Source organism: Bradyrhizobium sp. GW821-FHT13H06 (genome assembly GCF_058803975.1).
The window spans coordinates 317,561-341,531 of sequence record NZ_JBXAPN010000008.1; the positions used below are offsets into that span (position 1 = coordinate 317,561).

22 protein-coding genes are annotated in these 23,971 nt (G+C 63.9%); 10 read left to right on the plus strand and 12 right to left on the minus strand.

Annotation, left to right across the window (positions count from 1 at the left end):
* Nucleotides 1-2: 2 nt before the first annotated feature.
* Together AC1RQP_RS30140 and AC1RQP_RS30145 are read right to left on the minus strand one after the other, a co-directional pair.
* Complete coding sequence (locus AC1RQP_RS30140) at nt 3-641, minus strand: response regulator transcription factor (protein ID WP_492940351.1); 639 nt, start codon at nt 639-641, stop codon at nt 3-5.
* Nucleotides 642-741: 100 nt separating this feature from the next.
* The gene (locus AC1RQP_RS30145; RefSeq protein WP_492940353.1) at nt 742-2,907 is read right to left on the minus strand and encodes a PQQ-dependent dehydrogenase, methanol/ethanol family; all 2,166 of its coding nucleotides are present in this window, start codon (nt 2,905-2,907) and stop codon (nt 742-744) included.
* A 355-nt stretch (nt 2,908-3,262) separates the two neighbouring features.
* Between AC1RQP_RS30145 and AC1RQP_RS30150 the strand changes: the two genes are divergently transcribed.
* Nucleotides 3,263-5,698 carry a TonB-dependent receptor gene (locus AC1RQP_RS30150; RefSeq protein WP_492940355.1) on the plus strand — a complete coding sequence of 812 codons (2,436 nt, stop codon included), beginning with the start codon at nt 3,263-3,265 and terminating at the stop codon, nt 5,696-5,698.
* Nucleotides 5,699-5,764: 66 nt separating this feature from the next.
* On the opposite strand, the gene AC1RQP_RS30155 is transcribed toward AC1RQP_RS30150, so the two are convergent.
* The 4 genes from AC1RQP_RS30155 to AC1RQP_RS30170 all read right to left on the minus strand — a co-directional run bounded on the left by AC1RQP_RS30155 (nt 5,765) and on the right by AC1RQP_RS30170 (nt 9,421).
* Nucleotides 5,765-6,682, minus strand: coding sequence for an MBL fold metallo-hydrolase (locus tag AC1RQP_RS30155; RefSeq protein WP_492940357.1), 918 nt, complete (start codon nt 6,680-6,682; stop codon nt 5,765-5,767).
* 85 nt (nt 6,683-6,767) lie between these two features.
* Nucleotides 6,768-7,973, minus strand: a complete 1,206-nt coding sequence (locus AC1RQP_RS30160) for an NAD(P)/FAD-dependent oxidoreductase (RefSeq protein ID WP_492940359.1) — start codon at nt 7,971-7,973, stop codon at nt 6,768-6,770.
* Between the two features lie 121 nt (nt 7,974-8,094).
* The gene (locus tag AC1RQP_RS30165; RefSeq protein ID WP_492940361.1) at nt 8,095-8,364 is read right to left on the minus strand and encodes a hypothetical protein; all 270 of its coding nucleotides are present in this window, start codon (nt 8,362-8,364) and stop codon (nt 8,095-8,097) included.
* A gap of 97 nt (nt 8,365-8,461) precedes the next feature.
* Nucleotides 8,462-9,421, minus strand: a complete 960-nt coding sequence (locus AC1RQP_RS30170) for a helix-turn-helix domain-containing protein (RefSeq protein WP_492940363.1) — start codon at nt 9,419-9,421, stop codon at nt 8,462-8,464.
* Between the two features lie 297 nt (nt 9,422-9,718).
* Here AC1RQP_RS30170 and AC1RQP_RS30175 point away from each other — a divergent pair, with 297 nt between their 5' ends.
* The 6 genes from AC1RQP_RS30175 (at nt 9,719) to AC1RQP_RS30200 (ending at nt 15,947) form a co-directional block, all read left to right on the plus strand.
* Nucleotides 9,719-9,886: a hypothetical protein gene (locus AC1RQP_RS30175; RefSeq protein ID WP_162832023.1), complete on the plus strand. Its 168-nt coding sequence runs from the start codon at nt 9,719-9,721 to the stop codon at nt 9,884-9,886.
* 62 nt (nt 9,887-9,948) lie between these two features.
* Entirely contained in the window at nt 9,949-10,356 is a 408-nt protein-coding gene (locus AC1RQP_RS30180) for a hypothetical protein (RefSeq protein WP_492940365.1), read from the plus strand.
* 271 nt (nt 10,357-10,627) lie between these two features.
* The gene (locus AC1RQP_RS30185; RefSeq protein ID WP_492940367.1) at nt 10,628-12,199 is read left to right on the plus strand and encodes a hypothetical protein; all 1,572 of its coding nucleotides are present in this window, start codon (nt 10,628-10,630) and stop codon (nt 12,197-12,199) included.
* A 171-nt stretch (nt 12,200-12,370) separates the two neighbouring features.
* Nucleotides 12,371-13,834: a GH1 family beta-glucosidase gene (locus AC1RQP_RS30190; protein ID WP_492940369.1), complete on the plus strand. Its 1,464-nt coding sequence runs from the start codon at nt 12,371-12,373 to the stop codon at nt 13,832-13,834.
* A gap of 234 nt (nt 13,835-14,068) precedes the next feature.
* Nucleotides 14,069-15,301 carry an acetyl-CoA C-acetyltransferase gene (locus tag AC1RQP_RS30195; protein WP_492940371.1) on the plus strand — a complete coding sequence of 411 codons (1,233 nt, stop codon included), beginning with the start codon at nt 14,069-14,071 and terminating at the stop codon, nt 15,299-15,301.
* 343 nt (nt 15,302-15,644) lie between these two features.
* Nucleotides 15,645-15,947 carry an HU family DNA-binding protein gene (locus AC1RQP_RS30200; protein WP_035705209.1) on the plus strand — a complete coding sequence of 101 codons (303 nt, stop codon included), beginning with the start codon at nt 15,645-15,647 and terminating at the stop codon, nt 15,945-15,947.
* Nucleotides 15,948-16,017: 70 nt separating this feature from the next.
* Here AC1RQP_RS30200 and AC1RQP_RS30205 read toward each other — a convergent pair whose 3' ends face one another.
* From AC1RQP_RS30205 to AC1RQP_RS30225, 5 genes are all read right to left on the minus strand, one after another.
* Entirely contained in the window at nt 16,018-16,173 is a 156-nt protein-coding gene (locus AC1RQP_RS30205) for a hypothetical protein (RefSeq protein ID WP_162832024.1), read from the minus strand.
* 5 nt (nt 16,174-16,178) lie between these two features.
* On the minus strand, nt 16,179-18,560 hold the full coding sequence (gene lon, locus AC1RQP_RS30210; protein ID WP_492940373.1) for an endopeptidase La: 2,382 nt from the start codon (nt 18,558-18,560) through the stop codon (nt 16,179-16,181).
* Between the two features lie 8 nt (nt 18,561-18,568).
* Nucleotides 18,569-18,952, minus strand: coding sequence for an Hsp20/alpha crystallin family protein (locus AC1RQP_RS30215; protein ID WP_492940375.1), 384 nt, complete (start codon nt 18,950-18,952; stop codon nt 18,569-18,571).
* A 164-nt stretch (nt 18,953-19,116) separates the two neighbouring features.
* Complete coding sequence (locus AC1RQP_RS30220) at nt 19,117-19,683, minus strand: YciE/YciF ferroxidase family protein (protein ID WP_492940377.1); 567 nt, start codon at nt 19,681-19,683, stop codon at nt 19,117-19,119.
* A gap of 110 nt (nt 19,684-19,793) precedes the next feature.
* The gene (locus AC1RQP_RS30225; RefSeq protein WP_131870947.1) at nt 19,794-20,000 is read right to left on the minus strand and encodes a hypothetical protein; all 207 of its coding nucleotides are present in this window, start codon (nt 19,998-20,000) and stop codon (nt 19,794-19,796) included.
* Nucleotides 20,001-20,281: 281 nt separating this feature from the next.
* Between AC1RQP_RS30225 and AC1RQP_RS30230 the strand changes: the two genes are divergently transcribed.
* Nucleotides 20,282-20,935, plus strand: coding sequence for an L-fuculose-phosphate aldolase (locus AC1RQP_RS30230; RefSeq protein ID WP_492940379.1), 654 nt, complete (start codon nt 20,282-20,284; stop codon nt 20,933-20,935).
* Nucleotides 20,936-20,947: 12 nt separating this feature from the next.
* Complete coding sequence (locus tag AC1RQP_RS30235; RefSeq protein WP_239625571.1) at nt 20,948-22,735, plus strand: chloride channel protein; 1,788 nt, start codon at nt 20,948-20,950, stop codon at nt 22,733-22,735.
* A 7-nt stretch (nt 22,736-22,742) separates the two neighbouring features.
* Here AC1RQP_RS30235 and AC1RQP_RS30240 read toward each other — a convergent pair whose 3' ends face one another.
* The gene (locus tag AC1RQP_RS30240) at nt 22,743-22,994 is read right to left on the minus strand and encodes a DUF2798 domain-containing protein (protein ID WP_008565736.1); all 252 of its coding nucleotides are present in this window, start codon (nt 22,992-22,994) and stop codon (nt 22,743-22,745) included.
* Between the two features lie 289 nt (nt 22,995-23,283).
* Between AC1RQP_RS30240 and AC1RQP_RS30245 the strand changes: the two genes are divergently transcribed.
* Nucleotides 23,284-23,700, plus strand: coding sequence for a hypothetical protein (locus tag AC1RQP_RS30245; RefSeq protein ID WP_239625569.1), 417 nt, complete (start codon nt 23,284-23,286; stop codon nt 23,698-23,700).
* Nucleotides 23,701-23,971 lie beyond the last annotated feature (271 nt).

The window sequence follows — 23,971 nt, forward strand, 5'->3', positions numbered from 1 at the left end:
CGTCAGTTCGAGCTATCTGCGCCGCCCGCAAGCTCGCGCGCCCGGCGGAGCAGGTCGCTCGTGCGACGGATACCGAGCTTGGTCCTCGCCTGCTTGATCAGCCGGGCGACGGCCCGGGGCGTGATGACCAGCTCTTCGGCGATCGCAGAATATGAATTTCCCTGGCCAAGCAGGCTGAGCGCCTCTCGTTCTCTGCGCGTGAGTATGGCGACCCTGCCGGAGTCGACGTGATCGGGCAGGGGCACGCCGCGCAAATTGATCCGCTCGTCGACATAGCGATGGCCGAGCCGGACCTGACGCACCGCCTTTGGCAGTTCGTCCGGCGGAGAGTCCTTCAGCAAATATCCGATGGCTCCCGCCTTGATCGCGGACGCGACGATATTCGCGTCCGCATGCATGCTGAAAACCAGGATGCGGGCGAGCGGCGCATCCGAGGAGATGCGGTGCAGCAAGTCGACGCCGCCGAGTGCTTCTCCCGGAAAGGTCAAATCGAGGATGACGACCCCGGGCCGGTGCTCCAGAAATGCTGCATAGCCGCTCGGCACATCGCGCGCAGCGACCACGTCCTCGACGTCCCCCAGCACGATGCGACAGGCTTCGGCAATGATGGGATGGTCGTCGACGACGAGTATGGGACTCAAGGGGTCTCTCTGAAAGGCATGATGTTTCAAAGGATTGAGGCGTGTCGCGAGCATCGGGTGAGCCGGCTGCGGCAATGCCTGCCGCAGCCGTATCGCCGCGTCACTTCTTCGGCCGTATTGCGTCGGCGGTGCCCTGGATGAAGGCCTGAATCTTCACGACATCGGCTTCCGTCAGCTTGCCCGTGAAGTCCGGCATGCCCTTGTCGCGGAACGGTCCCTTGAACACGATGTTCTTGAGGTTGGCGATCTCCTCCGCCGGCACGTAGCCGAGGTTGCGGACGTTGCCGCCCCTGTCGACGCCGGGCACGCCATGGCAGGTGGCGCAGGCGGCGACATAGAGCGCCGTGCCTTCGGGCACGTCCTTCGGATCATACTTCACGCCCTGGAGAAGGCCTTCGGTCTGGTACTTCACGAATTCCGGCAGCGGCGCCTTGCCGTTGAGCGCGAACGTGTAGACCGTCCCGGGACTTTGCCGCTCGGTCGCCCGCTGCGCCATGCCATAGACTCCGCCCCAGCCGACGGCGATCGAGACATACTGCACGCCGTCGAGCATGTAGGTCGAGGCTGCAGCGACCACGCCGGTGCCGGTCGGCGTTTCCCACAGCGTCTTGCCCGTCGTGGCGTCATAGGCGACGAAACGACCATCCGCGGTGCCCTGGAACACCAGGTTTCCGGCCGTGGTCAGCGTGCCGCCGTTCCATGGCGAGGGGTATTCGACGCGCCAGGCTTCCTTCTGCTTGACCGGATCCCATGCGATCAGGCGTCCGAACGGAAGACTCTTGGGCGGCTCTCCGTTGAGCACGAAGCCGACGTTCCAGCCGGTGGCGCCGCCGAATTTGCCCGGCGTTGCGGCATTCTGCTTGAACTTCTTTTCCGGAATGAGGTTCAGCGGCACGTTCTGGGCCGGCAGATAGACCAGTCCGGTTTGCGGGTTGAACGACATCGGATGCCAATTGTGGGCGCCGTAGGGTCCCGGGATCGAGTCGTAGGCCGCGTCGCCGCGCGCGGCCGGCACCTCGATCGGGCGGCCGTTGGCGTCGTAGCCGGTGGCCCAGTTCACATCGACGAAATTCTTCGCCGAGATGAATTTGCCGTTGGTGCGGTCGATCACGAAGAAGAAGCCGTTCTTGGGCGCGTGCAGGATGACCTTGCGCGGCGCGCCGTCGATGCTGATGTCGGCGAGAATCATCGGCTGGGTCGAGGTGTAGTCCCAGTGATCGCCGGGCGTCTCCTGATAGTGCCAGGCGTATTTGCCGGTATCGGCGTTCAGCGCCACGATCGAGGCGAGATAGAGATTGTCGCCACCGGCGGGGCTGCGCACGTTCCGGTTCCAGGGCGAGCCGTTGCCGGTGCCGATGTAGACGAGGTTGAGATCGGGGTCGAAGGTGATGGTGTCCCATGGCGTGCCGCCGCCGCCGTTGAGCCAATATTGGCCGGCGGGATCCCAGGTCTTGGCCGCCTTCTCCATCGACTCGTCCTCGAACGGCTTCGACGGATCGCCGGGGACGGTGAACCAGCGCCAGAGCTGGTTTCCGCTCTCGGCATCGTAGGCGGTGACGTAGCCGCGCGCGCCATATTCGGCGCCGCCTTGTCCGATCACGACCTTGCCGTTGAAGACGCGCGGCGCGCCGGTGATGGTGTAGGAATGCTCGTGGTCGATCAGCGTGTCCTTTTCCCAGACCTTCTTGCCGGTTGCCGCGTCGAGCGCGATCAGGCGGCCATCATAGGCGGCCACGAACACCTTGCCCTTGTAGAGGGCAACGCCGCGGTTGACGACGTCGCAGCAGCCCTTGTAGCCGAGCTCGCGGTTGACTTCCGGATCGAAGGTCCAGATGCGCTTGCCGGTTCGCGCATCGATAGCATGCACGACGCTCCACGAGGCGGTCTGGTACATGATGCCGTCGACGACGACCGGCGTCGCCTCGACGCCGCGCGAGGATTCGAGATTGTAGGACCAGACCAGGCCGAGGCCTTTGACGTTGTCGCTCGTGATCTGATTGAGCTTCGAAAAGCGGGTCTCGGCGTAGTCGAGACCGATCGTCGGCCAGTTGTTGGACGTTGCGGTATTGGCCTCGATGTAGGCGCCGTCGACCTGCGAGGTGATGGCCTTGATGCTCTCCGGCGTCGGGGTCTTCGCGGAATCCTGCGCAGACGCGGCGGTGATGGATGCGGCGAGGCCCAAGCCTGCGAGAAGACCTACGACAAGATTGCTGCGGACTGGCCGAGCCGATGAATATCGAGCGGAAAAGCGGTCCCCCCACGTCATCATTTTCCTCCTGTATTCTTGATTGCCGTAAAGGCACCCCGCCCGCGAGGGCGGGGTGAGTCTACGGATGAATGACTCGCGATCGGATCGCGATGTCGAGCCAAGGATTGCACGAAGGTCTTTCGCGAGGTTCGGCAAAAAGTCTCGCGGCGGCCGGGAATAGTTCCCGGTCGCGCCCGATGAGGCGCGCGCAGCCGTTGGACGGACCGGGAATAATTCCCGATTTGGTCGGGAATTCGTGCGCCGGACCGGGCGGACCTTTTACGGCTGGTGCTCTTCGGCTGTTGGCCTGTATCGTTCGCCTAACCGGCGGGGAACCGAGAGAGCCGGACGATACGGGTGGAGGCGGGCAGGAATGGGCGTTCGTGGTCTGGTCATCATTTCAGTTTCCACGGGAATGGTCTTTGCGACTGATGCTGTTGCCGCTCAGGACGAGGAGACCAACGTCCAGAACCTGCCGCCGGTCGAGGTGGCGGCGCCGCCGCCTTCGGCGGCGAGGCGCGTCGCACCGGCGCGACCGGTCGCGCGCGTGGGGACGCCGGGCTCCGCCGCCCCGAGGACACGGCTTTATGTCTATCCGACCTCGCCGGGCACCGGCCGGGGTCTCGATGTCGACAAGGTCCCGTCGGCGATCAATGCCGTCGATGCCAGTCAGATCAAGCGCACCAATTCGCCGAATATCGCCGATGCCCTGCAGCAGTACGTGCCCGGCGTCAGCATCAACGAAGTGACCGGTAATCCTTTTCAGCCCGATATTCAGTTTCGCGGTTACGTTGCTTCACCTCTGGCCGGGACGCCGCAAGGGCTCGCCGTCTATCAGAATGGCGTGCGCATCAACGAGGCCTTCTCCGATATCGTCAATTGGGATCTGATTCCGACGGCTGCGATCCGGTCAGCGGTCGTGGTGACCAACAACCCGGCGTACGGCCTGAATGCCCTCGGCGGCGCCATCGATCTGCAGATGAAGAACGGTTTCAACTATCAGGGTGCCGAAATCGACATCATGGGCGGCTCGTTCGGTCGCATTCAGGGTTCTGCGCAATGGGGCAAGCAGGTCGATGGAAACTGGTCTGTCTATGGTGCACTCGAAGGCATTCACGACAACGGCTTCCGCAATTTCTCGTCATCGGACGTCCGGCGCTTCTATGGCGACGTCGGCTATCGCTTTGAAGGGAACGAATTTCACCTCAATGGTGGCGTCGCCAACAATTCGCTGGCTGGTCCCAGTACTGTTCCGGCCGAATTGCTCCAGCAATATTGGGGGGCCACCTACACGACGCCACAGACCATCTCCAACAAGGTCGCTTACCTCAACTTGACCGGCAAGGTGGAGGCGACGCCGACCTGGACCTTTGAGGGCACGGCACGCTTGCGGCGCTTCAAACAAAGTACGGTCGACGGTAACCCGACCGATACCCTGCCTTGCGACGATCCAACCCTGTTGTGCTTTGACGATGATGACGTCCCAGCATTCGGCCTGAATGGCGTGCAGCTCGCCAACACCTTTGGGCCTGGTGCCATTCTCAGCCAGATCGATCGCACCAGCACAAGGTCAACCTCGTTTGGCGTGTCCGGACAGGCGACCAACACAGATCAGGTGTTCGGTCATGACAACCGTTTCGTCATTGGCGCAAGCTACGACCTCAGCAACACGCAATTCAACGGCAGCACGGAACTGGGAACAATAGGCACGAACTACGTCGTCACGGGCAGCGGGATATTCCTGGGCCAGTCAGGCGAGCCGACATCAATCGGCCCGGTATCGCTGCGCACCGTCAACCAGTATCAGGGACTTTATGCGCTGGACACGTTCAACGTGACGGATCGCTTTGCGGTTTCCGGAGGTGGGCGGTTCAATGCGGCCCATATCTCGCTGATGGACCAGCTCGGCACCGCGCTCAACGGCGAGCACGATTTTTATCGCTTCAATCCCATCATCGGGGGTACCTTCAAGATTACGCCCGAAATAACAGCCTATGCCGGCTACTCCGAAGCCAACAGAGTGCCGACACCGCTCGAGCTCGGCTGCGCTGATCCGGCGCGGCCGTGTATCATCGGACAATTCCTGGTCGCCGACCCTCCACTAAAGCAAGTGGTATCCAAGACGGTGGAAGCGGGCTTCCGCGGTACGAAGGAGCTGATGATCGGTTCGCTCGGATGGAAGATCGGCGCCTTCCGGGCCACCAACTACGATGACATCGTCGCGACCCCGATCCCGGGCTTGACCGGTTTCGGCTTCTTCCAGAACGTTGGTCGCACGCGCAGGCAGGGGCTCGAAGCCGAGGTGAGTCTGAAGTCGAACGTGCTGCAGTTCCAGGCGAGCTATGCATTCCTCGATGCGCGCTTCCTCGATGCGCTAACGCTGGGCTCGGATAGCCCGTTCGCAGACGCCGACGGCAATATCCAGGTCTTGCCGGGCAATCAGATTCCGCGCCTGCCGCGCCATCTCATCAAGGCCAGCGTCGAATACGCAGTTACCGATGTCTGGAAAGTCGGTGGCGACGCGCTCTTTGTCTCAAGCCAGTTTTTCGTTGGCGACGAATCCAACCAGTTTCCGCAGTTGCCGTCCTACGCGGTTTTCAATCTGCACACGTCCTATCAGGTCACGAAGAACGTTCAGCTCTATGGTCGCGTCAACAATATCTTCGACCACCGCTACTCGACACTCGGCACCTTCTTCGATCGCGACGCCCTGCCCAACTTCACCAATGGCGCGGAATTCACCGACCCGCGCTCGCTGAGCCCGGCGAGGCCGCGCGCGTTCTATGCGGGCATGCGCGTGACGTTCTGAGTTACAGCCAGCGCTGATGCTTCCTTCTCCTAAAAGGAGGAGAAGGAAGCATGGGGCGCACGAGGCTCAATAGTCCCAGGACACGGGCACCCAGCGGAAAGCGTCGCCGGCAACAGCGACATGACCAACGGACGGGAACGGCATATGCGTGGCCACCAGCAGTTCGCGGTTCGCCGCAAGCTCCCGCAAAAGGTTCACTCTGACGCGGGCGGCTTCCTCGGGATCGTGTTCGAAGCCGTTGTGCCAGTCAGGATGTTCGAATCCGACGGTGAACACGAGGTCGCCGGCGAATGTCAGTCGCTCGCCGCCGGAGGTCAGGCGGACCACGCTGTGCCCGGGGGTGTGACCGCCGGTGCGGCAGACCACCACCCCCGGCGCGACCTCGAACTCGGCGTCAAACGTCCGGAGCTGGTTGTGGTATTCGTGCGCGAACCGCTTGGCCGTCTGTCGAAGTGCGTCCGGGAAGCCCGGCGGCATGGAGACGCGGGAGAAATCGGGCGACTCCCAGAACTTGACTTCGGCGGCTGCCACATGGATTCGCAGGTCCGGACGCAGCCGGTCTTTCACGCCCTCGACGAGCAACCCGCCGACATGGTCCATGTGCATGTGGGTCAGAACCACGTCGGTCACGGATGCCAGATCGATGCCGGCGGCCTCCAGTCGCCTGACCAGCTGCCCGGCTCGCGGGAGGTGCAGGTCCGGGTCCAATCCGAGCCCGGCGTCGATCAGAATGGTCTGCTCTCCGCTGCGCACCACGACCACGTTCAACGCCCAGTCGAACGCGTCCGGTGGCAGGAACATGTCGTCCAGCCAGGCCGCGCGGACCGCAGGGTCGGCATTGTACGCCAACATCTCGGCCGGCAGCGGCAGCACGCCGTCGCTCACCACCAGCACGTCGATCTCGCCGACCTTCAACGCATAGCGCGACGGGACGAGCTCCTCGTGCTTCGATGTCGCGGGGTAGGAGGTGTTGTGCAGGTTCATGTTGATCTCCTGTTGCAATGCTTCTGGCTGGTCTTGGCCGATCCGGTCGCGCAGCCAGGGAACGCGGCCGTCATCGCGTCGTGCGTTAGAGGCTGGTCACGCGTTCCGGATCGGCCGATGCGAGCGCAGCGGCGCGTTCGGCCTTCGGCGGGTAGATCCAGACCGTGTTGATCTCCTGTTTCGTCCTCTTGGCGACGTCACCGACCATCTCGACCTTGCGATCCCAGCCGCGCGTGAACAGTGCGCCGGCTTCGCCGAGATCGAGACAGGTGACGTAGGCCTTCTGGTGGTAGGGCCTGGTCGGAACGCCGAGCAGCTCGGCGGCGGCATTGTTGCCCGCAAAGGCGCCCATGCGCGTGGCGTGCTGGCAGGACATCAGTGCGTAATTGCCCTCGTCGTCGCAGGCGGCACGGGCCGCATCGCCGGTCGCGAAGACGCCCTCGACGCCTTGCACCCGCAAGCAGCGATCGACCAGCAGCCGGCCGAAATTGTCGCGCTCGGCGGGGATTTGCGCCGTCAGAGGGGCGGCACGGATACCCGCCGCCCAGATCACGGTTTCGGTTTCGATGTGTTCGCCGCTGGACAGGGTGACGCCGGACGCGTCGAGCGAGGCGACGCCGGCACCGAGGCGGGTCTCCACGCCGAGCTTGTGGAGGGCGCTCTCGATGACCGGCCGCGGACCTGCGCCCATGTCGGGTGCGATCGCGCTGTTGCGCTCGACGATGATGACGCGAGTCCTGGCATTCGGGCCGAGGATCGCGCGGAGCCGCGCCGGCATTTCGGTGGCCGCCTCGATGCCGGTGAAGCCGCCGCCGGCGACGACGACCGTGTCACGTCCGTTCACGGCCGGTCGCCTGGCAAGGCCATGCAGGTGCCGGTCGAGCGCGATCGCATCGTCGAGCGAGTCGACGCTGAACCCGTGCTCGGCAAGTCCCGGGATGTTCGGGCGGAACAGCCGGCTGCCGGTGGCGACCACGAGGCGATCGTAGGAGAGCGTCTTCTTGGTGCCCTCCGCCGTGGCGATCCTCACCATGCGGGATTGGGTTTCAACCGTCTCGACGCTGCCCCGAACATAGGCGACGTCGATCGCCTCGAGCACATCGAGGAGCGGTGCCGTCAAGGTCTCCGGATTCTTCTCGTAGAGCCGCGGGCGGACGACCAGCGTCGGCTCGGGTGCGACCAGCGCGATCTCGAGTTCGTCGGGCGAGACGCCCTGGATCTCGCGCAGGCGGGCTGCGGAAAGGGCGGCATACATGCCGGCGAAGCCGGCGCCGATGATGACTAGTCGCATTGACGGTCTCCTTTGGTTGATCTTTCTGGGCACAGGCGCGTTGCCGCTGCCGCGGCGGGTTTGCGGCAAGTCCTGTCGCGGTCAGCGACGACGCGAATGATTGAAGCGAGCTTGCTGGCGCTTATTGGAGCGGGCAGCCGGTCGGCCAGCCTTGACGAATGACGATCGACGGCGCGGACTTGCGGCTCCAGTCCTGATAGGGAAGGCGGGAGCTGTCGCCCGTCATCACTGAAATCACCGGGTGGGCGCGTTGTGCGGATTGCGGCGGGATGTCGTCACCTGTTGCTGAAGTGAAGCGAACAGTCAGCGTAAGTCCGTACACGACCGCGGTGGCGAGACCCTTGCGTGATGAGGTGATGGCCAACCGGTGGACAAAGTCTTTCCCGATCATCATTTGCCTCCGTCATGGGATTGGACATGGTGATGGTCTAACCGATCAGGCGCGGCGCTGCCCCAGCGCGATTGCTGTCGCTATCGAGCGATTGCTGCTAACGCATGCGCCTGCGCCATTCGCTCGGCGTTTCGCCGGTGAGCTTCCTGAAGGCCGCGGCGAACGCCGTCTGCGAGGAATAGCCAAGCGCCGCAGCGATCGAGACGACGGGGTCGTCGCTCTCCCGCAGCATGCTCATGGCCTGCTCGAGCCGGTGTTGGCGCAGCCAGGCATGCGGCGAGAGCCCGGTGCTCTCCTTGAAGGCGCGGCAGAAGTGAAAGCGCGAGAGGTCGGCATCGGACGCCAGCGCATCGAGGGAGACGTCCGCATCGCTGTCCGAGCGCAACCGTTCGATCGCGCGGAGCAGGACCTTCGGCGACAGCCCGCCCATGGTCGGTTGGAACGTGGCCGGTGAACCCGTGTGCGCCGCCAGGACGCGCGTGGCAAGAAGATCCGTCACCTGGTGCCGGAACAGCGTGTCGAGGACCCCATTGCCTTCGAGCGCATCCGCTGCGCTCAAAAGCAGTCGGGACGTAATGGGGTCAGGGTGCGCGGTCCGCTCCAGCAGGTCGTTCGCTCCTGTGATCCTGGCTTCGCCGGCAACGCGCTTCAGTGTCGCATTCGGAAGATAGAGCTGAACGACATCGACGGGCTTCGGAATGTCCCATCGGGAGCTCGATCCTTCCGGAATGATGATTACGACTCCGGGACGAAACGTGCCGATCGAAACCGATTTTCCCGACCGGCGCTCCATGCGCTGCATCACGCCGTTATAGGCCATGATCACGTGGTGGCTCATGGGTTCGACGACGTCATGCAATGGATCGTGATTCCAGTGCGCGATCCCGGCGCCGGAGGAGTCCAGCGCCATGCGGGTCGGTTCGGTCCTGAGCACCCGCGCCATCTCCGCCTCGGCGGCGCGCCGCTCGGCCGTGACGATGTCGACGGGGTGTGCGCTGGGGAGGGGCGGCTGGCCCTTGGACGAGGGATTGCGCATAGGTGCGGTGCTCCCGGTCATTGCGTGGCTCCTTCTGATCGCTTGCTGCCTCAGATCAGGTGCCCGTGCTTTTACGGGTCGGCGCGAGTTCTATGCGGCGCAGAGGCTCCGGGTCTTGCCTGGAACGGTTCTGTTTTGCCCGATCCTGCTCCGGGCAATCGTGCGGGTTTCACGAACGCACGATGAGCGACTTGAGCTGCCGCCCGGCGCCGCAGGCTTGCGTCGCCTTTAACCGATCAGAAACCATGGAAAATGATCTGAAAATTTTAATGAAACTGCTCGGTCTTCTGCGCGTCGGTTTGTCGGAGGGCCCGTCTGATGACAGAACGCCAGTTGAGAGAGCAGGAATTCCTGATCGCGCGTTATCGGCATTTGGAGCGCGAAGTCACCGACCCGCTTGCCGCGCATCTGCTTCACAGCATCATCGAGGAGCTCGAGGCCGAGCTGCGCAAGGAAAGACCGGATTGGCACGGGCACGGTCATTAACGATTTCTTGGCATTAAATCGTGCCAATGGTCCGCGTGGGAATACCAGGGGAGACTGCTCCCATGCTGAAGGACGGCACCTACGCGGCGTGGTACAGGACGCCCCTCGACCAGGGTACCGGGATCGTCCATGTCGCAGACGGCCAGATTTGGGGCCGTGACAGCCTGATGACGTATCACGGCTCCTGCTCGGTCGATGGCGAGCGCTTCACCGCGACCGTATCGACCAAGCGTCATACCGATGGGCGTTCGACGGTCTTTGGCGTTGAGGATGAGCTCACGCTGGACATCGAGGGACGCTGCCCCGGCAAGATCGCGACTTACACCGCGACGGCACAACAGGTGCCGGGAATGATCCTTCATGGCACGCTCATCCTGACGGAACAGCAGCCGCCTGTACGCGAACGAGCCGAGCAACTGCCGGCGTTCAATCCCGACAAGCTGCGAAAATTGCCGAAGCGCTCGCGCTGATCGCGGCCACGGCGCCAGTCGCCTGATCGTCTTGAACTGACATCCTGCCGGCGACGAACCCGGCGAGCGACCGAGGACTTCTGCTCCGCGGCAGCCTCACAACGTGGTCGATCCTGACCCCCAAGTTGAACTTACCAACAGGCCAATGCTCTTCTTCGGGTAGAAGGTGCTCGGTAACTCAACCGATTAACGCATTATTAGAAGGCTCTATCGAAAATGGCTCGAGAAGAAAATAACAACCCTGCCGGGTTGCAATACCCGGAGCATTTGCGTGAATGTACCTGCTCTCCTGGCCGCAGAAAATCTCATCGCTCGTGGCGCTCGCTCCGATCGATCGGTCGCGACCGTCGTGTTCGCCCTGCTCGCCGTCGCCTCGCTTCTTCCCACGCTGCTTGCTCCCGTTCCGGCGATGGGGGACTACGTCAACCATCTCGCCCGAATGTATATTCTGAGCCAAATGGGCAGCGCCAATGCCAATCCATACTACCAGGCGGCCTGGGCTTTCTATCCTAACCTGGCGATGGACCTGGTGGTCCCGCAGATGGCGCGGCTGTTCGGCGCCGAGAATGCCGCCCGGCTGTTTCTTCTTTTCAGCCAGATCTTGGTCGTCGGCGGCGCGCTCGCGCTCGAATGGGCTGTGAAGCGGCGTGTTCACCTCGCCGGTTTCGCGGCGCTCATGTTCCTCTACTGCCTTCCGTTCTCCTGGGGGTTCATCAATTTCGAAGGCGCCCTCGGCATCGGTCTCTGCAGTATCGCCGCCTATCTGGTCGTTGCCGAGCAGTCAGCGCCTGTCCGTTTCGTTGTCAACGCAGCTTCCGTCATGGTGCTGTTTGCGGCGCATTTCTTTCCCTTGGGAGTCTATGGCGCGACGCTTGGGCTCTATGAGTTGTGGCGCGCCTTCGACCGGAAGTGTCCTGCGCGCGATGTCGCACTGCGGTTCGTCACGCTCGTGATACCGGTCGTAGCCCTGTTGGTCATCATGCGGCTGACCGCCGGCTCTGTCGGAAGCGAGGGTACCTTTTGGTATTTTAACTACAAGCTGCTCTGGCCGTTCTTCATCATGAACGGCTACAGCATGGCTGTCTCGGGAGCGAGTGCGATCCTGCTCATGGCAGCGTTATATGTCGCTGCCAGGTGCAGCATGCTCAAGCTGAAGCCTGCCGGGATCTGGATCGCAACCGGCTTCGCGCTCCTCTATCTTGCTATGCCGCCGACGCTGTTTGGTACGGCGTTTGCGGATATCCGGGTTCTTCCTGCAGCCGCCTTGATCCTTCCGGCCTTCTGCTCGCTGTCGTTGCCCAGTCGGCGATGGACGATGGCTGCGCTCGCCGTGGTCGGGGGCATAACGCTCGCCAATCTGGGCGTCGTGCTCGAGGTCTGGCTGTCCTACCGTTCAGAGTATTCAGCCGTCATCGAGTCTTTTCAACATATCGATCGCGGTTCGAAGATACTGATTGCGACCACCGGAGAGAGCGAGGATCCACCATTCAAGGACCTCACCCAATATCCGATGTATTATGCGCCGACGCTCGCGGTGCATTACGCGAATGCTTTTGTGTCGAACGTATTCACCGAGACCGGCAAGCAGCCGATTCAGGCGCGCGCCGAGGTCCGGCGTCTCGTCATCTCGAATGGGGGGCTTGTGCCGATACGCCGCCTGAGCGCAATTGCCACGGGAGAGACGGCGGCTTCCGATGACACCGGCGTCGTCCGCACCTGGTATCGAGATTTCGACTATCTTTATCTGGTGGGCCCCGCCATCGCGAACCCGCTGCCAGAGCTGCTGAAGGAGTTGGACAGGTCCGGGCGCTTCGTTCTCTATAAGATCCGCCGTACACCTTAAAGGAGGGCCGAGGGCGCTTCTCCCAGCTTTGCGATCGATCCAACCAGGCAAAGGGGAGGGCAATCTGCCAGGTCAGCAATTCTGCACCCTCATCCCGCGTTCGCCCGCTTCTCAAACCGCCCTGGACACGCCATTGTGCGCCCGCAACAGTTCGGAAGCGGAGAGGCATCAATGTCGAACATGGTCTCGCGTCGCCGGTTCGCGAAAATCGCGGGGCTGTCCGCAGCCGGGATGACTGGCGCGCTCGACGCCGCCGAAGCCAAGCCTGCACGGCCGCCGCGCGGTGGAAGCAGCTTTCCGTCGGGCTTCGTCTGGGGCACGGCGACCTCGTCCTACCAGGTGGAAGGCGCGGTCGACGAGGACGGGCGAGGGCCGTCGATCTGGGACAAGTTCGTGCGCATTCCCGGCAAGATCGAGGACGGCACCACGGGCGACCGCGCCAATGAGCACTATCACCGCTACAAGGAGGACATCGCGCTCATCAAGGAGCTCGGCTGCAGGGCCTATCGCTTCTCGGTGGCCTGGCCGCGGCTGTTCCCGGACGGCGACGGCAAGCCCAACCCGAAGGGGCTCGACTTCTACAATCGTCTCGTCGACGAGCTCCTGAAGAACGGCATCGAGCCGTGGCTGACGCTCTATCATTGGGACCTGCCCCAATCGCTCCAGGACCGGTTCGGCGGCTGGCGTTCGACGGATACCTGCAAGATCTTTGGTGATTACGCGGCCTATGTCGCCGAGCGACTGACCGACCGGGTCAGGAACGTGTTCACGCTGAACGAGAGCGGCCGCTTCGTCTATTTCGGTTACGGCATCGGGATCGACGCGCCGGGCCTGACGCTGCCGCAGGCCGATGTCAACCAGATCAGGCACAACAGCGCGCTGGCGCACGGGCTCGCGGTGCAGGCGGTGCGCGCCCATGGCCGCCGCGGCACCAGGGTGGGGCCGGCCGAGAACGTCGATGCCTGCGCCCCCGCGATCGACACGCCGGAGAACGTTCGCGCCGCCGAGATCGCGCTGCGCGAGATGAATGCCGGCTATCTCAACGTCATCATGACGGGACGCTATACCGACGCCTTCCTGAAATTCGCCGGGCCCAACGCGCCGAAATTCACCGATGCGGAGCTCAAGATCATATCCTCGCCGGTCGACTTCCTCGGCCTCAACATCTACGCGCCACAGAATTACGTCGTGGCCTCCGACCAGGGCGCGGGCTTCATGCCGCTGCCGATCCCGAAATCGTTTCCGCACATGAATTCGGATTGGCTGCGCGTCGGGCCCGAGACAATCTACTGGGTGCCGAAGCTGGCGGCAAAGATCTGGAAGACGGATGCGATCTATATCAGCGAGAACGGCGCATCCGGCGACGACGCGGTGACGCCCGACGGCAAGATCTACGACACCGACCGCATCATGTACTTGCGCAACTATCTCGCCCAGCTCCAGCGCGCCACCAGCGAGGGCGTGCCGGTGCGCGGTTATTTCCTCTGGAGCCTGATGGACAATTTCGAGTGGGTGTATGGCCTCAACAAGCGTTTCGGGCTCTACCACGTCAATTTCGACACCCAGGTTCGCACGCCCAAACTCAGCGCCAGCTTCTATCGCAACGTGATCGCGAAGAACGCGGCGGGGGTGTGATTGCTTCCTCGCCCAGAGGTCGTCATGCCCGGGCTTGTCCCGGGCATCCACGTTCTTCGTTCATTGGCTAAGACGTGGATGGCCGGGACATGGCCCGGCCATGACGTCGCCGAAGCTTCGTGGGCCAACCGCGCAACGGAAAATCCGCGCGAGTGACATCTGCAACGCGGATTGACTCTCCTCTCCCCGTTATTCAGAACTGTCCTCAACACTCATAACAAGAGGACAGCGCCCATGACCGACGCACTCATCATCGATGCCTGCAGGACCCCACGAGGCATCGGCAAGGCCGGCAAGGGAGCGCTCTCCGGCATTCATCCGCAGCAACTGGGCGCAACCGTGCTGCGCGCGCTTGCCGATCGCACCGGCATCGATACGGCCGACGTCGACGACATCGTCTGGGGCTGCAGCGCGCAGGTCGCAACCCAAAGCGGCGATCTCGGCCGCATGTCCGCGCTCGATGCCGGCTACGACGTGCGCGCCAGCGCGGTGACGCTCGACCGCTTCTGCGGCTCCGGCATCACCAGCGTCAACATGGCCGCAAGCTCGATCATGGCCGGCGCCGAAGACCTCGTCATCGCCGGCGGCTGCGAGATGATGTCGATGGACGGACGCCGCGGCGGCGGTCCGATGATGATGGACGGCGGCAATCTCCGTCTGCGCGCGCGGCATCCGCAGTCGCATCAGGGCGTCTGCGCCGATGCGATCGCGACCATGGAAGGCATCACGCGAAGGGATGTCGACGCGCTCGGGCTGGAGAGCCAGAAGCGCGCCGCGCATGCGATCGCGAACGGCCACTTCAAGAAGAGCCTCGTGCCGGTTCACCGCGAGGACGGCAGCCTCGCGCTCGACCACGAGGAGTATCCGCGGCCGCAGACCACGATGGAAGGCCTGAGCAGCCTGAAGCCAGCATTCCCCGCGATCGCGGACTACGCGCTCGATGACAAGGGCACGACCTATCGCGGCCTGATCCTGCAAAAATATCCCGATCTGAACATCGACTTCGTGCATCACGCCGGCAATTCCTCCGGCGTCGTCGACGGCGCCGCTGCGATCCTTCTGGCTTCGCCCGCCTACGCCAAGGCGCATGGCCTCAAGCCGCGCGCCCGCGTGGTCGCGATGGCCAACATGGGGGACTCGCCGACCCTGATGCTGAACGCGCCGGTGCCGGCGACGAAGAAAGTGCTGGCCAAGGCCGGCCTTGCCATCGACGACATCGACCTGTTCGAGATCAACGAGGCTTTTGCGGTGGTGGCGGAGAAATATATCCGCGACCTCAAGCTCGACCGCGCCAAGGTCAACGTCAATGGCGGCTCGATTGCGCTCGGCCATCCCATCGGCGCCACCGGCTCGATCCTGATCGGCACCGTGCTCGACGAGCTCGAGCGGCGCGACCTCAAGCGTGGTCTCGTCACCATGTGCGCCGCCGGCGGCATGGCGCCCGCCATCATCATCGAGCGCGTCTAGCCGATCGCCCCTTACTTTGCCCCTGTTTTTGCGGGGCGTAAGACCGGCGACATGTGATCCGACCCTTATTTTTCAGGGTGAAACACGACCGGCCTTTCACAAAGAGGCCGGTCTTCGCTTGTCGAAAGCGGCGAATCAGTTCTAGCAAGATGTCGTGCGGGCCTTTGAAACAAGGCAAAATCCGCTGCTCAAGGCTCCTTCCGCACTGGAAGTGGCTAAAATGCAGGGTTTTTTGCCACAGAGGGCCAAAAAAGCCCGTAAAATCGCGACAAAACTGTGCAGAAGGCTATAGGCCTTCGCCGGTTGGTCTAATATGCAGCCGTCACGAATCAGAGGAGACACGATGGCAACCCAAATGTCCAAATCGCAGTTGATCGAAAAGATTGCGACCGCCACAGAGCTTTCCAAGCGCGACGTCAAGAACGTCATGGAGACGCTGACCGACGTCGGCCACAAGGAGCTCAAGAAGAACGGCCTGTTCCTGGTGCCGGGCTTCGCCAAGTTCGTGGTCATCAAGAAGCCCGCGACCAAGGCGCGCAAGGGCACCAACCCGTTCACGGGTGAAGAGATGATGTTCAAGGCCAAGCCGGCCCGGAAGATCGTCCGCGCCCGCCCGGTCAAGGCCGCCAAGGACGCCGTGTCCTAGGAACGCAAAGACCCCCTTGAAGGAGGGGGCCTTTTGTTTGGGGCAGCCGCGAGGGCTTGAGACGGAGGGCTCAACCCTTGCGGCGCTTCACCCGGACCGGGACCGGCTGAAGCCGCGGCTCAGGCGCCGCAAGCGCATCGCGAACCCGGTCGATCGCGCGATCGAGTAGCTGGCGCAGCCGCTGCGTCTTCCGCGATCTCTTCGCTTTTTCCAGCAGTTTCTTCATCGCATTCACTCCGCAGCTTCGACCTTGACCTCGGTCGGCTCGAGCGCCGCGGCGATGGCCTCGTCGACGCGCTCCAGCCAGATGAATTCAAGGTTGTCCCGCGCGCTCTTCGGGATGTCGTCATAGTCCCGCTTGTTGCGCGCCGGCAGCATCACCCGCTTCAATCCGGCGGCAGCCGCAGCCACCACCTTCTCCTTGATGCCGCCGACCGGCAGCACCAGGCCGCGCAGCGAGATCTCGCCGGTCATGGCGGTGTCGCTGCGCACGGTGCGGTTGGTGAGCAGGGACGTCAGCGCCGTGAACATCGCGACGCCCGCGCTGGGCCCGTCCTTCGGGGTTGCTCCCGCGGGCACGTGAACGTGGATGTCGCTCTTCTCGAACGCTTGCGGATCGATGCCGAGCTGCGAGGCACGGCTCTTCACCAGCGTCATCGCAGCCTGCACGCTCTCGCGCATGACGTCGCCGAGCTGACCGGTCAGGATCATGCCGCCCTTGCCGGGCACCTTTGATGCCTCGATGAACAGGATGTCGCCGCCGACCGGCGTCCAGGCAAGGCCGGTGGCCACGCCCGGAATGCTGGTGCGCTGGGCGATCTCGCCTTCGAAGCGCGGCTGGCCGAGCACGGTGGCGATGTCCTTCGGCGCGATCACGATCTTCGTGGCCGTGCCTTCGGCGACCTGCACCGCGGCATGGCGGAACAGCTTGCCGATCTCGCGCTCGAGGTTGCGCACGCCGGCCTCGCGGGTATAGCCCTTGACCACCAGCTTCAGCGCCTCCGGCTCGATCTCGGCCTGCTCGGCCGAGAGGCCATTGGCCTCGAGCTGCCGCCGCACCAGATAGCGCTGCGCGATCTCGAGCTTCTCGTCCTCGGTGTAGCCGGCGAGGCTGATCAGCTCCATGCGGTCCAGCAGCGGACCCGGGATCTGGTCCAGCATGTTGGCGGTCGCGATGAACACCACGCGCGACAGGTCGAAGGGCACGCCCAGGTAATTGTCCCGGAACGTCCCGTTCTGCTCGGGGTCGAGCACCTCCAGCATGGCGGCGGAAGGGTCGCCCTGCACGCCACGGCCCATCTTGTCGATCTCGTCCAGCATCATGACGCAGTTCCGGCTGCCTGCCTTCTTGATGGCCTGGATAATGTTGCCGGGCAACGCGCCGATATAGGTGCGCCGGTGACCCCGGATCTCCGCCTCGTCGTGTACGCCGCCCAGGCTGACGCGCACGAAGGGACGATTCATCGCCCGGGCGATGGACTGGCCGAGCGAAGTCTTGCCAACGCCGGGCGGACCGACGAAGCACAGGATCGGGGCCTTACCCTGCGGGGCGAGCTTGCGCACCGCCAGATATTCGATGATCCGGCTCTTGATCTTCTCCAGGCCGAAATGGTCGGCGTCCAGGATGCGGCGCGCCTCCTTGATGTCGATCGGCTTCTCCTCGGGCAGCGCCCAGGGCAGCTCGATCAGCCAGTCGAGATAGGTGCGGACCATGCCGGCTTCGCCGGCGGCTTCCGGCATGCGCTCGTAGCGGCGCAGCTCCTTCTTGGCGTGCGCCTCCGCCTCTGGGGGCATGTTGGCCTTGGCGATCGCCGCCGTCAGCTCGGTGACCTCCGCCGCCTTGCCGTCGCCTTCGCCGAGCTGGCGCTGGATGGTCGCCATCTGCTCGCGCAGGATCGCCTCGCGCTGCCGCTCGTCGAAGGAGGCCTTGGTCTGCTGGCCGATCTCCTTGCTGATGCGCAGAACCTCCAGCCGCTCGGCCAGGTGCTTCGACACCTTCTCCACGCGGAGAGCGAGGTCGATGGTCTCCAGCACCTCCTGCTTGTCCTGTGGCTTGATGTCCATGAACGAGGTCGCCAGATCCGCCAGCGCGCCGGGCGCGCTGGTGCCCTGGAACATCGCCGCCAGCTCGGGCGGCGCCTGTGGCAACAGCTCGATCGCCTCGATCGCCTGGCGCTGCAGGTTCAAAGCCCGCGCCTCGATCTCCGGCGAGGTCGTGGTCGGCTCGGGGATCTGCTGGATGCGCGCAGCCGGGAACGGCGTCCCCGGCAGGAAGTCGAGGATGCGCGCGCGCTGCACGCCCTGGCAGACGATGTGGTGGGTGCCGTCGGGCGCGGTGATGTAGCGCACGATGTTGGCGATGGTGGCGACCCTGTAGAGGTCGTCCGGCCCGGGCTCCTCGGTCTCGGGGCTGCGCTGCAGGACGATGCCGATCGGGCGCTGCTCGCGCAGCGCCTGCTGCGCGGCGGCGATGGACTTCGCCCTGCCGATCGTGATGGGCGCGATGGCGCCGGGAAACAGCACCATCTCGCGCACGGGGATGATGATCAGCGCGTCCTCGGGGATCTTCACGTCGTTATTGGTCTGTTCGTTGTTCATCTGTTCGTTGGCCATGATCGACCTCAGGATTTGGCGAGGCGCAGCGCGACGCAGCCGTCCATCACGAAGCGGCTGATGGCATAGCGGCCGAGGGGCAATGCAATGCGGCGCTCAAAACGCCCCTGCGGCAGCTCGAGCCGATGGATGCGGGCGTTGCGAAGCTCCGGCGGAAGGGTGCGCTGACCGGAGATGATGAGAGCGCCGTCATGGATGACCGTCTCGACATTGTCCGGATTGACGCCGGGAAGCGCCACCAGGATCAGGAGCTCGCGCTCGGTTTCGAGCACGTCGATCGGCGGCTCCCAGCAGGCTTCCTGGCGGCCGAACTGCTGGCGCAGCCGGTCGGCGCGGGTCAGCGAGTCCAGGGCTTCGGACAGCATCCAGTCGAGGGGATTTTTGGGTTGCATGATGCGGGCTCGGGGGTGGGAAAGCCTGCATATGGGGCTGGTTCCCGGGAAATCCAGTGCAGTGGCGCCGGTGTGCCATGCGCCGTCGTGCCATCGAACAAGAACGCGCCGAACGAGAAAACGCCGCGGCACGGGCCGCGGCGTTTCGTCATGGCTGGCGCGGGTCAGGCCGCGGCGCGGTACTCTTCTTCCGCTTCCAGGTTGATCACGGAGGTGGCGAGCTCCGTCAGGATGTGATCGGTCGCCTCTTCCTCGTCCAGCGTCTCCTGGAGCAGCCTTGCCGCGTCCTGCATGCCGAGCTCCTCGGCCCAGGTGCGGAGCGTGCCGTAGCGGGAGATCTCGTAATGCTCGACAGCCTGGGCGGCCGCGAGCAGTCCCGCATCGAGCGCCGGCGCGCCCTTGAACTCCTTCATGATCTCGGCGCCCTCGTCGGTAATGCCGTTGATGGCCTCGCAGGGCTTGCCGCGTGCGGGCTTGCCCAGCATCTTGAAGATCTGGTCCAGCCGCTTGACCTGGCCCTGGGTCTCGCGCAGGTGCTTGTTGAAGGCGGCGGTCAGCTCTTTCGACTGCGCTGCCTTCGCCATCTTGGGCAAGGTCTTGATGATCTTGTTCTCGGCGAAATAGATGTCCTTCAGCGTCTCCAGAAACAGGTCGCTGAGCATCTTCGGGGCCTGACGCGGTCGCCGCGCCGCTGTCTTCCTGGTCGCGCGCTTCTTTGCTCGTTTAGCCATACGTCCTCCTCTTGAGGTGACACGGGAAGGCGTCGCCTTCCTCGATCCTCGGGCGATCAAAACCCTCGGAGAACGAAAGTTCCAAACTGCAACCCGCGTTCGCGGATCGCTCAGGTCGGGCGCTTGTACGGGTCTTCCTGGCGCTGCCGCTCTTCCGTCGCGCGATCGAGGCGTGCCCGCTCGCTGCGGCGCAGGTGGCCGGCCTTCATCACCCCGTAAACGAGGGCCCCGCCGAGCACGAACGCGCCGATGAACCAGAGCCAAAGCATCTGAGCCGAGGCGTGGCCCAAGAGCATGCCAACTCCGCTGTCACTCATGATGGTCTCCACCGATCTCCGTTGCGGTCATGCTGAGCTAAGTCGGCTGTCGAAACCTCGTTCCATGCGCCTGCGGCGTCGGACCAGATCTGCAAGCGGTGGCCGGACCGGCGCACCCTCGGGCTCGCTGCCCCGGAGCGGTGAAGTCACCGGCTTCGGCAGAAGTCCGCTGCCATTTCGTCACGTCGCCGAGACGGAGAGGATCCGGGACTCTTTCGCTTGCGCTGCCATATTGCTTTGACGTACTTCCGGTCTAACAAGCCCTTCGTCAGGAAATCGCAATGTCGATGAGAGCGGACGAACTCGCCAAGAGACAGGCCATTATCGACGCCTGCCGGCGCATGAACGCGCTCGGCATCAACCAGGGCACCTCGGGCAATATCAGTGTCCGGCATGTGGACGGGCTCCTGGTCACGCCGACCAGCGTGCCCTATGACGCCATGTCGCCGGACCAGATCGTCTTCATGGCCATGGACGGCACACACGCGCCCGAGCAGAAACCGTCCAGCGAGTGGCGCTTCCATCGCGACATCCTGAAGTCGCGGCCCGACGTCAATGCCGTGGTGCACGCCCATCCGACCTATTGCACCATCCTGGCGATCATGGGCATGGAGATCCCGCCCGTGCACTACATGATCGCGGCGGCCGGCGGCGACACCATCCGCTGCGCGCCCTATGCGACGTTCGGAACGGCGGAGCTGTCCGAACATGCGGTGCGGGCGCTGGAGGGCCGGCTTGCCTGCCTGCTCGACCACCACGGCATGATCGCGATCGGCAAGACGCTGGACAAGGCGATGTGGCTCGCCGTCGAGGTCGAGACGCTGGCGCGGCAATATCACGGCTGCCTCCAGATCGGACGGCCGCCGCTGCTCTCCGGCGACGAGATCGAGCGGGTCCGCCAGCGCATGGCCGGCTACGGACTGGCGGAAGGGTAGGGCGGGCAGAAGGTGTTCGTGCGGATCAGGCATCTCGTCGATCGCAAGGGGACGAACCGCACCATGGTTCGGCTGCGCGCCCTGCTGCGCAGCAACGAGTTCTACCTGATCCCGCTTGCGCTCGTGATCGGCACGCTCGCGGGCTCGGTCGTGACGTTGATGGCCCAGATTGCCCAGCTCGCGCATGTGGTAATCTACGGCATTCCCATTGATGTTCACCTGTCGGCTCACGAGCGCGTCAGCCCGTGGGCGGCGCTGATCGCACCTGCGCTCGGAGGGCTCTCGCTCGGCATCATGGAATGGTCGCGGCGGCGCATGAAGATCTCGAACGCGGTGGACCCGATCGAGGCCAATGCGCTACGTGGCGGCAATCTGTCGATGCGCGACAGCGTGGTGGTGTCGAGCCAGACGCTGATCTCCAACGGCTGCGGCGCCTCGGTCGGCCTCGAGGCCGGCTATACCCAGATCGGTTCGGGAATCGCTTCGCTGCTCGGCAAGTTCTTCAATCTTCGCCGCAACGATCTGCGTCTGATGGTCGGTTGCGGCGCGGCGGCCGCGATCGCGGCGGCGTTCGGCGCGCCGATCACCGGCGCCTTCTACGCCTGCGAGCTGATCGTCGGCGTCTATTCGGTCGGCAGCGCCGCGCCGATCCTGGCGGCCTCGCTGGCGGGCGCCCTGACCGCGCAATGGCTGGGCGGTGCACCCTATTCGCTGGAGATCCCCAAGGTCAGCGCCGTCGGCGTCGAGCAGTACCTGGCACTGATCGGGCTCGCCCTCATCACCAGCGGCGTCGGCATCGCCGTGATGCGCTCCTCGCCGATGTTCGAGCGCCTGTTCGCCTGGATGCCGGTCTGGCTGCGTCCGGTGATCGGCGGCCTCATCGTCGGCGGTTTCGCGATCATCACGCCGCAGGTGCTGGCAGCCGGCCACGGTGCCATGGTGCTCGATCTCTTTCACGAGATGACGATCGGCCTGATCGCGCTGGTCATCGCCTTGAAGGTGACGGCCTGCCTGATCTCGCTCGCCTCGGGTTTCCGCGGCGGCCTGTTCTTCGCCTCGTTGTTCGTCGGCAGCCTGATCGGAAAGTTCTTTGCCGCGGTGCTGCTCCTGATCAGCCCGAACTTCGCGATCGATCCGCTGGTGGCGATGCTGACGGGCATGGCGACGCTCGGTGTCGCCATCGTCGGCGGCCCCCTGACGATGTCGTTCCTCGTGCTCGAGATGACCCGCAATGTCGACGTCACCGCCGTAGTGCTCGCCGGCTGCATCGTCACCTCGATCTGCGTCCGCTTCATGTTCGGGCACTCCTTCTCGACCTGGCGGCTGCATCTGCGCGGCGAGACCATCCGCAGCGCCAACGACGTCGGCTGGCTGCGCAACCTCACGGTCGAACGGCTGATGCGCTCCGACGTCGGCAAGGTGCCGTCGACCACGACGATCGCCGCGGTCCGCCGCGAGTTCGCGCTGGGCTCGCGGCCCGGAATCGTGATCGTCAACAATGCGGACGAATATGTCGGGCTGGTCATGCTGCCCGATCTGTTCTCCAATGATCTCGACAGCATCGCCGACGACATCCAGGTGATCGAGCTCGCCCGCCTGATCGACATCGTGCTGATCCCGGAAATGAACGTGAAATCGGCGATGGCGGTGTTCGACGAGGCCGAGGCCGAGATGCTGGCGGTGGTCGATTCCACCGACAGCCGCAAGGTGGTCGGCTTCCTCACTGAGAGCTTCGCCCGCCGCCGCTATGTCGAGGAGATCGACAAGGCGACGAGGGGCGTGCTTGGGGCGCTCTCGTAAGGGTCGGCTATCGGCCGGGTGGCGCTGCGACGAGGCAGGCCACGATCCGGCGGACCAGTGGCAGGACCATGAGCAGCGTCGGAAACGCGACGAGCCAGGACAGCGCCCAGGCGCCTGGCCAGGTCGCCAGGAACGCCGGTGTTGCGCCGAGGCTTCGTAGCGTCGATATGACCGATACCACCGCGGTCATGAGGATGGACAGCACGAATGGCATGACGATCGGCGCATAGCGCGCCGGCAGTTTGCGAACCGCAATCATCTGACTTCTTTCGAGGAAAAGGACGCGTCGATCACGTTGAACCCTTGAATGGCATCGATCCCGACGGCGTCGGTTGATGCGTTGGTTCACGTGAAACGCTTACGGCGACCGAGAAACGGCGCGGCTGTTCATTAACCGCTCAGGTTGGATGGTTCAAGCTGGACCTGATCGTTCGGTTTACAATCGTTCAAAGCGTGGCAGATCGCCGCGATCATGAAACTATTTCAATGGTTTGCGCGTTGTAGGAGGTTTGCTTATGTCTTTTTGGCGAGAACAGAGGAAGGTCGAAATGAGTATTGGACCGATGATTTGCGCAGCCGGCCGCAACACGGTCGTGGCTGCGTTCGCAAGCCTCGCCCTGATTGCGGCCTCCGCATCACCGTCCACGGCCGCCTCGGCCGGGACACCGGCCGCCAAGGCGGCCGTCGCCGGCCAGGCCGCGTCCGACGTCACCGATTTCAGCGCGGCCCGGCGTCGCCATTACCACCGAGGCGGGTCGAACGCCGCAGGTCTCGCCTTCATGGGCATGGCGGCAGGTCTGATCGGAGGCGCGATCGCCGAGAGCCGCCGCCGCGAGTACTACGAGAACCGCTATTATTATGGCCCGCGTCCTTACTATGGCGGCCCGGGCTATTACGGCGGTCCGGGTTACTACGGCGGCGGTCCCAATTATTACGGTCCGGGCTATGGTTACGCGCCGTATTGAGCGGGCCAGCTAACGGATTGAGTTGCCCAGAAGAGGGCGGCGCTTCGTGCCGCCCTCTTTGATGTATCGGTACGTTGTAGCCCGGGTGAGCGCAGCGATACCCGGGAAGTCACGCGCAGAGAGATCCCAGATGTCGCTTCGCTCGTCCGGGCAACGGGACCGGGCTGTGTCGCCGTCTGTCAATCCGGCGCCGTGAAAATATTCCACTTTACCGAAATTCGGATTTATCGTATGTGTCGCCCATCCCGGCTCATCCTTGAGGGGCGATCAT

Excerpts from the sequence above, each read along its gene's own strand:
- AC1RQP_RS30215 (WP_492940375.1), bottom strand. The coding sequence starts at position 18,952 with ATGCAACCCAAAAATCCCCTCGACTGGATGCTGTCCGAAGCCCTGGAC.
- AC1RQP_RS30190 (WP_492940369.1), top strand. The coding sequence starts at position 12,371 with ATGTCGAACATGGTCTCGCGTCGCCGGTTCGCGAAAATCGCGGGGCTG.
- AC1RQP_RS30220 (WP_492940377.1), bottom strand. The coding sequence starts at position 19,683 with ATGGCTAAACGAGCAAAGAAGCGCGCGACCAGGAAGACAGCGGCGCGG.
- AC1RQP_RS30175 (WP_162832023.1), top strand. The coding sequence starts at position 9,719 with ATGACAGAACGCCAGTTGAGAGAGCAGGAATTCCTGATCGCGCGTTAT.
- AC1RQP_RS30150 (WP_492940355.1), top strand. The coding sequence starts at position 3,263 with ATGGGCGTTCGTGGTCTGGTCATCATTTCAGTTTCCACGGGAATGGTC.
- AC1RQP_RS30170 (WP_492940363.1), bottom strand. The coding sequence starts at position 9,421 with ATGACCGGGAGCACCGCACCTATGCGCAATCCCTCGTCCAAGGGCCAG.
- AC1RQP_RS30165 (WP_492940361.1), bottom strand. The coding sequence starts at position 8,364 with ATGATCGGGAAAGACTTTGTCCACCGGTTGGCCATCACCTCATCACGC.
- AC1RQP_RS30240 (WP_008565736.1), bottom strand. The coding sequence starts at position 22,994 with ATGATTGCGGTTCGCAAACTGCCGGCGCGCTATGCGCCGATCGTCATG.
- AC1RQP_RS30245 (WP_239625569.1), top strand. The coding sequence starts at position 23,284 with ATGAGTATTGGACCGATGATTTGCGCAGCCGGCCGCAACACGGTCGTG.
- AC1RQP_RS30160 (WP_492940359.1), bottom strand. The coding sequence starts at position 7,973 with ATGCGACTAGTCATCATCGGCGCCGGCTTCGCCGGCATGTATGCCGCC.
- AC1RQP_RS30155 (WP_492940357.1), bottom strand. The coding sequence starts at position 6,682 with ATGAACCTGCACAACACCTCCTACCCCGCGACATCGAAGCACGAGGAG.
- AC1RQP_RS30200 (WP_035705209.1), top strand. The coding sequence starts at position 15,645 with ATGGCAACCCAAATGTCCAAATCGCAGTTGATCGAAAAGATTGCGACC.
- AC1RQP_RS30145 (WP_492940353.1), bottom strand. The coding sequence starts at position 2,907 with ATGACGTGGGGGGACCGCTTTTCCGCTCGATATTCATCGGCTCGGCCA.
- AC1RQP_RS30225 (WP_131870947.1), bottom strand. The coding sequence starts at position 20,000 with ATGAGTGACAGCGGAGTTGGCATGCTCTTGGGCCACGCCTCGGCTCAG.
- AC1RQP_RS30205 (WP_162832024.1), bottom strand. The coding sequence starts at position 16,173 with ATGAAGAAACTGCTGGAAAAAGCGAAGAGATCGCGGAAGACGCAGCGG.
- AC1RQP_RS30230 (WP_492940379.1), top strand. The coding sequence starts at position 20,282 with ATGTCGATGAGAGCGGACGAACTCGCCAAGAGACAGGCCATTATCGAC.
- lon (WP_492940373.1), bottom strand. The coding sequence starts at position 18,560 with ATGGCCAACGAACAGATGAACAACGAACAGACCAATAACGACGTGAAG.
- AC1RQP_RS30195 (WP_492940371.1), top strand. The coding sequence starts at position 14,069 with ATGACCGACGCACTCATCATCGATGCCTGCAGGACCCCACGAGGCATC.
- AC1RQP_RS30180 (WP_492940365.1), top strand. The coding sequence starts at position 9,949 with ATGCTGAAGGACGGCACCTACGCGGCGTGGTACAGGACGCCCCTCGAC.